8 protein-coding genes are annotated in these 9,668 nt (G+C 54.0%); 6 read left to right on the forward strand and 2 right to left on the reverse strand.

The window, feature by feature from the left end; all coding sequences use genetic code 11:
* Together HYU99_11800 and HYU99_11805 are read right to left on the reverse strand one after the other, a co-directional pair.
* Positions 1–647, reverse strand: a 647-nt coding sequence (locus HYU99_11800; protein ID MBI2341030.1) for a HEAT repeat domain-containing protein, incomplete at its 3' end; no start/stop codon positions are given.
* A 7-nt stretch (positions 648–654) separates the two neighbouring features.
* Positions 655–3,735: a hypothetical protein gene (locus HYU99_11805; GenBank protein MBI2341031.1), complete on the reverse strand. Its 3,081-nt coding sequence runs from the start codon at positions 3,733–3,735 to the stop codon at positions 655–657.
* A gap of 220 nt (positions 3,736–3,955) precedes the next feature.
* On the opposite strand from HYU99_11805, the gene eno reads away from it, so the two are divergent.
* From eno to HYU99_11835, 6 genes are all read left to right on the forward strand, one after another.
* Entirely contained in the window at positions 3,956–5,245 is a 1,290-nt protein-coding gene (gene eno / locus HYU99_11810) for a phosphopyruvate hydratase (protein ID MBI2341032.1), read from the forward strand.
* A 175-nt stretch (positions 5,246–5,420) separates the two neighbouring features.
* A complete protein-coding gene (locus HYU99_11815) occupies positions 5,421–6,557 on the forward strand; it encodes a pyridoxal phosphate-dependent aminotransferase (protein MBI2341033.1) in 1,137 nt (378 codons plus the stop codon).
* Positions 6,550–6,990 carry a ribosomal protein S18-alanine N-acetyltransferase gene (gene rimI / locus HYU99_11820; protein MBI2341034.1) on the forward strand — a complete coding sequence of 147 codons (441 nt, stop codon included), beginning with the start codon at positions 6,550–6,552 and terminating at the stop codon, positions 6,988–6,990. Before HYU99_11815 ends, rimI begins: the two co-directional genes overlap by 8 nt.
* The gene (locus tag HYU99_11825) at positions 6,975–8,078 is read left to right on the forward strand and encodes a quinone-dependent dihydroorotate dehydrogenase (protein ID MBI2341035.1); all 1,104 of its coding nucleotides are present in this window, start codon (positions 6,975–6,977) and stop codon (positions 8,076–8,078) included. Before rimI ends, HYU99_11825 begins: the two co-directional genes overlap by 16 nt.
* Before the next feature lie 21 nt (positions 8,079–8,099).
* Positions 8,100–8,696, forward strand: a complete 597-nt coding sequence (locus tag HYU99_11830) for an HNH endonuclease (protein MBI2341036.1) — start codon at positions 8,100–8,102, stop codon at positions 8,694–8,696.
* A complete protein-coding gene (locus HYU99_11835; protein MBI2341037.1) occupies positions 8,693–9,601 on the forward strand; it encodes an RluA family pseudouridine synthase in 909 nt (302 codons plus the stop codon). Before HYU99_11830 ends, HYU99_11835 begins: the two co-directional genes overlap by 4 nt.
* The last annotated feature ends 67 nt before the right edge of the window (positions 9,602–9,668 follow it).

Genomic DNA, 9,668 nt, shown 5'->3' on the forward strand with positions numbered 1-9,668 from the left:
AGCCACGACTCGTTTCTTCTTAAGTCCTTGTCCAATTGGGGGACAATCGAGTTTTGGACTTCTTGTGGCCCCATCGTTTGTGCAATCAGGAAAAGAGAGTCGCAGATCGCCGGGACCATGTTGGGGGACCAGATCAGCGAGCCGGAGAAGAGGGCGGAGACAATCCTGGCGGCCTCATCGGGGTCCGCCCCGGCGTCCGCGAGCTTTCCCAGGGCGACAACGGCGGCAACCCGGACATGCCCATCCTTGTCCTTCCGGTCCTCAATCAGTTTGGGCACGGCGCTTCGGGCCGGCGTCCCGATTTCACCCAGTTCCTGGATGATGACCCCACGGACTTTGGCGCTTTTCCCGAAAAAGTTTTTTTTGACCGCGTAGCTGTTGAGCCAGGCAACGCGATGCAGAAGGGCTTTAAGGCCGTCATCTCCCGCAAGCGCGTGGACAAAGTCCGGCGAAAAACCGGCGTCGTTGAGATCCGTTACTTCCTTTGCGGTGATAACTCCACCGGCGGTAGGTCCCAGGGCCTCCCGCAAGGCCCGGCATTTTTCCTTTTCAATGCCCATGCGCCGGCAGTCCTGTTCGGTAAGCCCCTCAAGATCGTTGGCGTACTGATTAATCACTCTCTGGGCCAGTTTGATGTCGTTTGTCATATTTTCCCTACTTGTCCCGATCGCGCATGCTTGCCCATCGCCCCATTTGGAAAAAGTCGACTCCAAGCATCATCGTCATCGGAACGGGCCCCAGCTTGCGGGAGTGTTCATCCATCGAGAATGCGCCTCCCTGATCCAGTTCATTAAGCCACTGGAACCACACGGCCCCTTCCAGCAGATTGAGCTGTAAACCGGTCCCACGGATGACAGACGGTTTGAAAGATCCGGGACGGCCATCCAGCGGATCGGTGTCGTATTGGACCCACGACGGCCCAATCTCAATAAGGGGCCCCACATCAAAAATGCCAAAGGGATCTCCAAACGTCAGCGCCCCCTGGAGAGGAACATCAATATTCAAACTGGTGTTTTCGGCAATTCCTCCTTCAACGGGGACGTTCCGGTTTTGAAATTCGAGATTAGTTCCCACATTTCCCTGAACGTTAATCCGGGGGAGCTTGGGCCGGGAGAGGAGATGGGCTTGGGCCCCGATATCCATATGGAAGCCGTTGTTGTAACCGGAGGCGCGGTATTCGTTGGATCGGCCTTCGTTGAAAACAGTCGTTCCATAGCCGAGATATCCCTTGGCCCGCCACTGCCAGTGCCAGGGGATCCGGTAGGCCGGCTTTTTTTCTTCCTCGACCGGGAGGACATCCTCCTTCTTTCCGAATTCCAGATAGTGTGTGCCGGAAGAGGGGACAACCAGGTCGGAGAGACCCTCTTTCTGGTCCGGTTTTGTTTCTTCCTGAATCGGGGGCGGTGCCCCCTCCTGAAAGTGTCCCTCGAAAGAAGGGAGGGGAGGAGGGTCGGGGAGATCCTCAGTCTCGAAGGATATGGCTCCCGTTTCCGTGGAAACCTCCACCCGGATTCGATCGGGAACCTCCCTTTCGGAAGTGAACTGCGAGGTCAGCGGCTTTCGGTAGGCGCGGTACATTTTGGCGGATACAAGATGGACCAGGGCGGCAAAGGCGGCGGCCGCCGATTCAGGCGGCGAGTTCCAGAGATGAGAGCGGATTGTTTTGAAATAGTGGTTGCCGAAAAGGTCGGTCATCTTCCGGTAGTCTTCATCCCGGGCCTCGGAGCGGCGCAGTTTTTCAAAACGGATCAGCCAATCCTTGAAGTAATTCAGGTCTTCCTGCATGAGAGCGGTTGCGTCCGCCATAAAGACGAGTTGCCGCTCTTGAGGGGCCAACTGTTTTTTCCATTCTTCCTCATCGTGAAATTTTTCCGGATCAAATTTCGGGGCGATCTCCTTCAACCGATCGACTTCAACGTCAAGAGGCTTCGAAAATCCATCGAGATCATGGACCTTCTGATGCGCATCATCACCGTCCAAATAGTTTTCACTTCGGATCCTTTCGTAATATTCCATGAGATGATTCAGACGCTGGAGATAGGCATCAGCCAGGCTGTCGGCTTCGGCTTGAAGCCCCAGATCCATGAGATTGAGTTTCACCATGCTCAAGAAAAGCCTTTTATAAAGGATGTTGTTTTCCACCATCGTCGGGATCACATCCTGGGCAATCACAAAATCGTTGATGGCGCCGGGGCGGGTCAAAAGCCCCTCGTCTAAGCTTAAGGCCAGATAGCCCTTGTCGTAGAGTGGGGTGGCGGGGTCGGCGAAACGGCACAGTTGTTCATTGTCGATCTTCGAGAGGGCGACGGTAAAGGAATCGAGATACGGGTAAATTTGACGGAGTTCGTGAATGACATCGCCGTTTAGTCCCGGAATGGTTCTCCAATCAATTCCGTGGAAGGTGAATTCAAAATAGAGCTTGTTGGATTCGGGATTTTCCACTCCATATTTGAGAAATACCGTTTCATTGGGAAAATCCATCACCGCGGGTACAACGATCATGGGAAGAGGATTCGCGCGATTGATACCGTATTTAAAGGCTGTTTCCCTGTCGGCCAGGTCTTCAAAACCCCGCTCATGCGTATGCCCTGCCACGTAGGCAATCACCTCTTCGTCCGATAGGATCTCGTTCAGGCCGGAGATTTTCAGATTGGTGATGCTGGTGGCCGGAAAATGCCCTCCCAGAATGAATTTGGGTTTGGCCCCGGGATGACGGGCCGTCATCTCGGCAATAAAGGCCTTGACGATCTGCACCTGGATTGAAGAAACATGTCCGGAAGTGGCGCCAAACTCGGAACCATCTTTGAGATAATCCATGGTATCGAGGGCGATAAAATAGACCGGATGGTTTCCGTTAGCGGTCTCCAGATCTTCCATTTTGACGGCGGAAACCGAAAGAAGGGATTGTTCCGGCCGTTTGTCTTTGTTGGGAAGGTATTTAACCAGGGCATTGAAACTCTCGTCTTTGGATTGATGCCAGAAATCGTTGAAAACTTCTGTGGTATTCTGCCAGTTTTTTTTATTTTCTCCTTTGATTCGATAGGTCGACGAAGTGTCGAAAAAGGAATTCGATTGTTTTTCACGCAATGATTCCGAGGGTGCATAAGAATAGGCCAGTTGAACGGTATTTGGTTCTTCTTCCAGAAAAAACCGGTAAATAAATTCGATCAGGCGTGCCTTGTTGAGGATATTGCCCTCGCTTCCCACTTCTGCCCCATGAACATCCCGCGTGTAATTCCGCCCCCACTGGAGGTTTAGGGCAACCCCCAAAAGCCCGAAAAAATTGGATCCCGAATTGGCCGTTCCGGCGTGAAACACATCGTGGTTTCCGATGAGAAACAGAAGGAGCCGCCCGACGGGATAAGTTTTGTTCATCTCTTTAAGCCGGGCCAGCGTATGAATGAACATCTTGATCTCTTCGGTACTTGCCACATCGGCCGCATCTCCCATGGCAATCATGCCCTGATAGAGTCCCTGGTATTCGGGAGGGATGTCTTGGGCCAGGGCTTCGTGCAAAAAGGGGACTCCAAAGGTCATGCCGGGGAGGCGCAGACCCGGCGGACCCACTCCCAAAACCGTCAAGGAACGATAGAAACCGAGGGCTTCGGGATCGTCAAAATACTGTTCGTCGCCGATTAGTTGAAGAACGTGGCTTTCACCGGCGGGTGGCACGCCATTGGCGGAAGGATCTGCAAAAGGAAAGAGGGTTGTCCCAGTAACTGGAGGAGTATCCATAGCTTATTGAAGACACCATGAGCCGACAACCCCTTTATCGGTTGAATACCGAAAATGTTGCGCGGAAAACAAGGGAGAAAAAACTTTGATTAACGCGGTGCGTCCATGATATGAGGGTTCCCGCCGAGCGCCGACCGAATAGGGAGGATAAAGCGAGGTGGGAGCGGAGCCAATAAAATGGTGAAGCAAGGAATTAACTGTTGGTGATAAAGGGAGGAGCATGCCAAAAATATCAAAGGTGTTGGGGCGCGAAATCCTCGATTCGCGGGGAAATCCGACCGTCGAAGTCGATGTGGCGCTCGATAACGGCGTTGTCGGCCGTGCGACGGTTCCATCCGGGGCCTCCACCGGTGAGCACGAGGCGGTGGAACTGCGGGACGGCGACCCCAAACGCTACGCGGGAAAAGGGGTCAAAAAGGCCGTTTCCCATGTCGGTGGAGTGATTGCAAAGGAAATACTGGGAATGCAGGCGGGGGAACAGGAAAAGATAGACGAACTTTTGATCAAGCTCGACGGCACCTCCAACAAATCAAAGCTGGGGGCCAACGCCATCCTCGGGGTGTCCCTGGCCTACGCCAAGGCCTCGGCGCAATCAGCCTCCCTGCCGCTTTATCGCTACATTGCTCATCTGATGAATCAGCCCAAGCCGGTCCTGCCGGTGCCGATGATGAATATTTTAAATGGAGGGACGCACGCGGACAACAATGTCGATCTGCAGGAATTCATGATTGTGCCGATCAAGTTCAACAAATTTTCCGAGGCCCTCCGCGCCGGGACCGAAATTTTTCACTCGCTGAAAAAGGTGTTGAAAGAAAGAAAATTGAACACATCGGTGGGGGATGAAGGGGGCTTTGCGCCGAATCTGGCCTCAAACCAGGAGGCCCTCGAGGTCATCATGGAGGCCATTGACAGGGCCGGTTACAAACCGGGGGTTGATATCGGCCTCGCGCTCGATGCGGCGGCGAGCGAATTTTACCGCGACGGAAAATATGTGCTGGAAAACGAGCGGGAACCCGAAATGAACGCCGACGGGCTTATCCGGTTCTACTCGGCGCTGACGGGGCTTTTTCCCATTTATTCCATCGAGGACGGCCTCGATGAAGACGACTGGGAGGGATGGGAGACCCTGACAAGGCTGATGGGGGAAAAATTCCAGATCGTGGGGGACGATTTGTTTGTCACGAACACCACCCGCCTTAAACTGGGGATCGAGCGGGGGGCGGCCAACTCCATCCTTATCAAGTTGAACCAGATCGGCACGCTCGCCGAAACGCTCAATACCATAAAAATGGCGCATAAGGCCGGATATACCACCATCATCTCGCATCGGTCGGGGGAAACCGAAGACACGACTATTTCCGACCTTGCCGTCGGATCCGGCGCGGGGCAGATCAAAACAGGGGGCCTTTGCCGGACCGACCGGATATGCAAATACAATCAACTTCTTCGGATTGAAGAGGAGTTGGGAGGGAAGGCGGTGTATCCGGGGCGGTCGGTGTTCAAATTTTAAATGAGCGAGCGTCGGAGTAATGAAGCGCGAGCGAACGGGGGGTAGGGTTCCCAAGCCGCGCCGCCGGTGGCGGATTAAGCGGCTTGGGAGCGGAATCAGTTTCCGCCCCCACCTCACTTGAACCGGTGGCGTTCGGTGGGGACCCCGGGCGCCAGCGGCAAAGCCCCCGATTTAATTGATTTCAAAAAAAGCCCAAAGAATAAAATCATTCATCGCCATGGACATCCTCGAGCGCTCACAGGCGCTCGAACTGCAGGGAAGATCGATTATTCCGTTTTCTCTTGGTGAACCCGATTTTGATCCCCCCGAATGCGTCAAGGAGGCCTGCATCAGGGCCATCCGCGAAAACCGCACCAAATACACCCATTCGCAGGGGCTCCTTGAGCTTCGGGAGGAAATCTGCGAGCACTATCTTTTAAAGTACGGCGTAACGGTTCATCCGGACCGGATTATTGTGACCGAAGGGACAAGCCCCGCCTTTTTTCTTGTTTTTTCGACGATTCTCGAACGCGGCGACGAGGTGATTCTTCCCAACCCGCACTACCCCTGCGACGCCAATTTCATCGAGTTTCTGGATGGAAAACCGGTTTTCTTTCCCATTCGCGAAAAGGACGGCTACCAGTGGAACACCCGATCGGTTCAAAAAAGAATCTCCAAAAAAACCCGCGCCGTTTTTGTCACCAGTCCGTCGAATCCGACCGGCACCGTCTTGGAGGAAGAGGTGATGAAAAAACTGGCAAGCCTCGATGTTCCCGTTGTTTCGGACGAGATTTATCATGGTCTGGTTTATGAGGGGAAGGAACATTCCATCCTCGAATATACCGACGACGCCTTTGTGGTTAACGGCTTTTCCAAGGCATATGCCATGACCGGTTTTCGTCTGGGCTACGTCATCGCCCCCAAAGAGTACATTCGCGCCATGCAGAAGATTCACCAGAATTTCATGATCTCGGCGAATTCTTTTGTTCAATACGCCGGCATCGCGGCGCTCAAGGAGGCGGGGCGGGATTTGGAGCGGATGCGGAATGAATTCAAAAGACGGCGGGAGGCCATGCTTTCGGGTTTGAGGGGTCTCGGGTTCAAAATCGGCTATAATCCGGAAGGGGCCTTTTATGTTCTTGTGGATGTCAGACACCTCTCAAAGGATTCCTACAAACTGGCCTTTGACGTTCTCGACAAAGCCCATGTGGCCATAACCCCGGGGATCGACTTTGGATCGGGAGGAGAGGGGCGCTTGCGTTTTTCTTACGCCGTTTCGGTGGAGAAAATAGAGGAAGGTTTGCATCGTTTAAAAAATTATCTCCATGCTTGAAATCCTCCCGGCAGAACCTGACGACCTCGATGCCGTCATGGCGATTGAAAATCTCTCTTTTGCCTGTCCCAAATCGCGTCTGTTGATCGAGTCCGAACTGGGGCAGAACGCCTCGCGGTTTTACGCGGCGAAACTCGGGGGCAATATTGTCGGGTTCATCGTTTTTTGGGTGGTGGCCGACGAGATCCAGTTGATCGACATCGCCGTTCATCCCGATGGGCGCCGTCAAAAGATCGGTTCAAAACTTTTCCAATTCATGATCGACTATGGTAGAAGACACGACCTGAAAACCGTTTATCTCGAGGTCCGCCCGTCAAACAAAGAGGCAATGGGGTTTTACGGGAGCTTCGGGTTTAAAGATGCCGGCGTCAGAAAAGGGTATTATCCCGATGGTGAAGATGCCGTGCTGATGAAATTATGTATTCCCTCCTGAAAAAATTTCTTTTCTCCCTCGAACCGGAAACGGCGCACGGGCTGGTTAAAAATCTGGGTTGTGTCGCGCCCAAATTTTTTTTCCGTGCGACGACAAGCGTCAGGGACTCGAGGCTGAACGGGCGGATCGGGTCGGTGACCGTCGACAACCCCATCGGCCTTGCCGCCGGGTTTGACAAGAACGGAGAGATGATTCCCCTCATGCGGGCCCTTGGCTTCGGCTTTCTGGAGCTGGGGTCGGTGACGCTCAACCCCTGCCTCGGCAATTCAAAGCCGCGCCTCTTCCGCCTTCCGGCGGACGAGTCGCTCATCAACCGGCTGGGGCTTCCCAATGCCGGCGCCGATCATTTTTTAAAGAATGTCAAAAAAAAGCAGTGGGGTATTCCTCTCGGCATCAACATCGCCAAGACGCCGTTTGTCAGCCATGCCGGAACTCCGCCGGCACAGACCCGAAAGGCGGTTGAAGAGTATGTGCGGACTTTTACGCGGATCGGTCATCTGGGGGCCTATGTCGTCCTGAACTTGAGTTGTCCCAATACGGGGGATGGAAAAACATTCGAAGACCCAAAGGCATTCAGCCTCCTTGCAAGGGGGATTGCCGAGGCGCGGCGCGACACGGGAAACGGGAGGCCGGTTCTCGTCAAGATATCGCCCGACACCGAAAAGAAGGAGCTTAAAGGGCTCATCGAAGAGGCGGAAAAATGGGGCTTTGACGGCTATGTGGTCGGCAACTCCACCGCCAAACGGCCACACCTTTATGCCTCTCACCAAACCCTTAAAAAAATCGGACCGGGCGGCCTGACCGGCAGGGCGCTGGCCGGGTTGGCGAATCACCAGTTGAAAAATGTCCGGGAAATCGCGGGGCCGGGCACACTGATCATCGGGGTCGGGGGGATTCTGTCGTTTAAGGACCTGGTGGCCAAATTGAGCCTCGGCGCCGCGTTTTTTCAGGTTTATACCGGCCTTGTTTATCGCGGCCCCTGGTTTGTCAAATCGTTAAACCGCGATCTGGCGGCCCTCTGCGCCCGGCATGGCGTGAAGAATTATCTTGAACTTAGGGGTTTAAAAGAAATAGTTTCTGGTTTATAATCAAAATACAGGGCTTTTTGTATGCTATCTTCACAGGTGCTTGTCCTTAACCGTTCCTTTTTGCCTGTCCATGTCACCACGGTGCGTCACGCCATCTGCATGCTTTACCGCGGCATCGCCAAGGTGGTTGACCGTGAATACGAATTATTCGATTTTCGAAGCTGGATGGAGCTTTCGGTGGCCGTCAACGACGAATCCATCGGGATGATCGGCAGGGCGATCCGCGTGCCCCGGGTGGTGATGCTCCATCTCTACGACCGTCTCCCCAAAAGGCCGGTCCGGTTTTCACGGCTCAACGTCTACATCCGCGACCACAATACCTGCCAATATTGCGGCCGGTCGTTCCAGCGCCCCCAACTGAACCTCGATCATATCATTCCGGTCTCGGTGGGGGGGAAGACCGACTGGGAAAACGTGGTCTGCAGTTGCGTGGAGTGCAACATCCAGAAAGGGGGCCGTCTGCCCGAGGCGGCGGGGATGAGGCTCTTGAGAACCCCCATCAAGCCGCACTGGTCGATGTTTCTCCGCTTCATGGCCAAACCGGTTCATTATGAGGAATGGCGCCCCTATCTCTCCGTGGTCGATTATTCGTACTGGAATTTGGAATTGAAGGAATGACCCGCCTGGATCAACTTCTCTTTGCCCGGCGCATTGCCCCCAGCCGTTCGCAGATTGCGAGGTGGATCCGCGAGGGGCGCGTTCTGGTCAACGAAAAACCGGCAAAGGCCTCCCGGAAAATAAGAGAGGGGGACAGGGTCTGCGTGAATCCCCCCGAAGCGCGGCCGGCAAAACCGGTTCCGGAAAAAATTCCCCTCGATGTTCTCTTTGAAGATTCCGATCTGATCGTCATCAACAAACCGGCCTTTATGGTGGTTCATCCCGGCGCCGGCCACGAGACGGGGACGTTGACGAATGCCCTTTTAGCCCACTGCAAGGATCTCTCCGGCATCGGTGGTGTCATGCGGCCCGGCATCGTCCATCGGCTGGACAAAGGGACCTCCGGGGCGATGGTCATTGCCAAAAACGACCGAACGCATATCGCCCTCTCCGAACAGTTTAAAAAAAGAAAGGTAAAGAAAATCTACTGGGCTGTCGTTTATGGGAAAATGAAAAAACCGACCGGGACCTTTTCCGGTTTTATTTCACGGAGCCCGTCCCATCGAAAAAAATTCTCCGTGAGCGAAACGAAAGGGAAAGAGGCGGTGACGCATTATCGTATGCTTAAAGAAGGGAAGGGGCTTTCTCTTTTGGAACTGAAGCTTGAGACGGGAAGAACGCGCCAGATCCGCGTCCATCTGACAAACGCGGGGCACGGCGTTGTCGGCGATCCGCTCTATGGCGGACATATGCAGAGGACAAAACAGATCCAAAACGCGGAGGCACGAAATTTTTTGCGGGCGCTCGACCACACCCTGTTGCATGCGCGGTGTCTTGCATTTTGTCATCCGGGGACAAACGAGACGATGGAATTTGAGGCCAAATTGCCGGAGGATTTTGAGAGGGCGGTTGATTTATGTTTTTAAAATCGAAAATTCTTTCGAAATTTCCGGAAATCATCCACGGATTCACGACTCGCGAGCTGGGAGATGA

This window comes from Deltaproteobacteria bacterium (genome assembly GCA_016183175.1).
GTDB lineage: Bacteria > UBA10199 > UBA10199 > UBA10199 > SBBF01 > JACPFC01.

What these genes read in the sequence shown, in the direction of transcription:
- HYU99_11805 (MBI2341031.1), bottom strand. Translation starts at nt 3,735, where the DNA reads ATGGATACTCCTCCAGTTACTGGGACAACCCTCTTTCCTTTTGCAGAT.
- eno (MBI2341032.1), top strand. Translation starts at nt 3,956, where the DNA reads ATGCCAAAAATATCAAAGGTGTTGGGGCGCGAAATCCTCGATTCGCGG.
- rimI (MBI2341034.1), top strand. Translation starts at nt 6,550, where the DNA reads ATGCTTGAAATCCTCCCGGCAGAACCTGACGACCTCGATGCCGTCATG.
- HYU99_11825 (MBI2341035.1), top strand. Translation starts at nt 6,975, where the DNA reads ATGTATTCCCTCCTGAAAAAATTTCTTTTCTCCCTCGAACCGGAAACG.
- HYU99_11830 (MBI2341036.1), top strand. Translation starts at nt 8,100, where the DNA reads ATGCTATCTTCACAGGTGCTTGTCCTTAACCGTTCCTTTTTGCCTGTC.
- HYU99_11835 (MBI2341037.1), top strand. Translation starts at nt 8,693, where the DNA reads ATGACCCGCCTGGATCAACTTCTCTTTGCCCGGCGCATTGCCCCCAGC.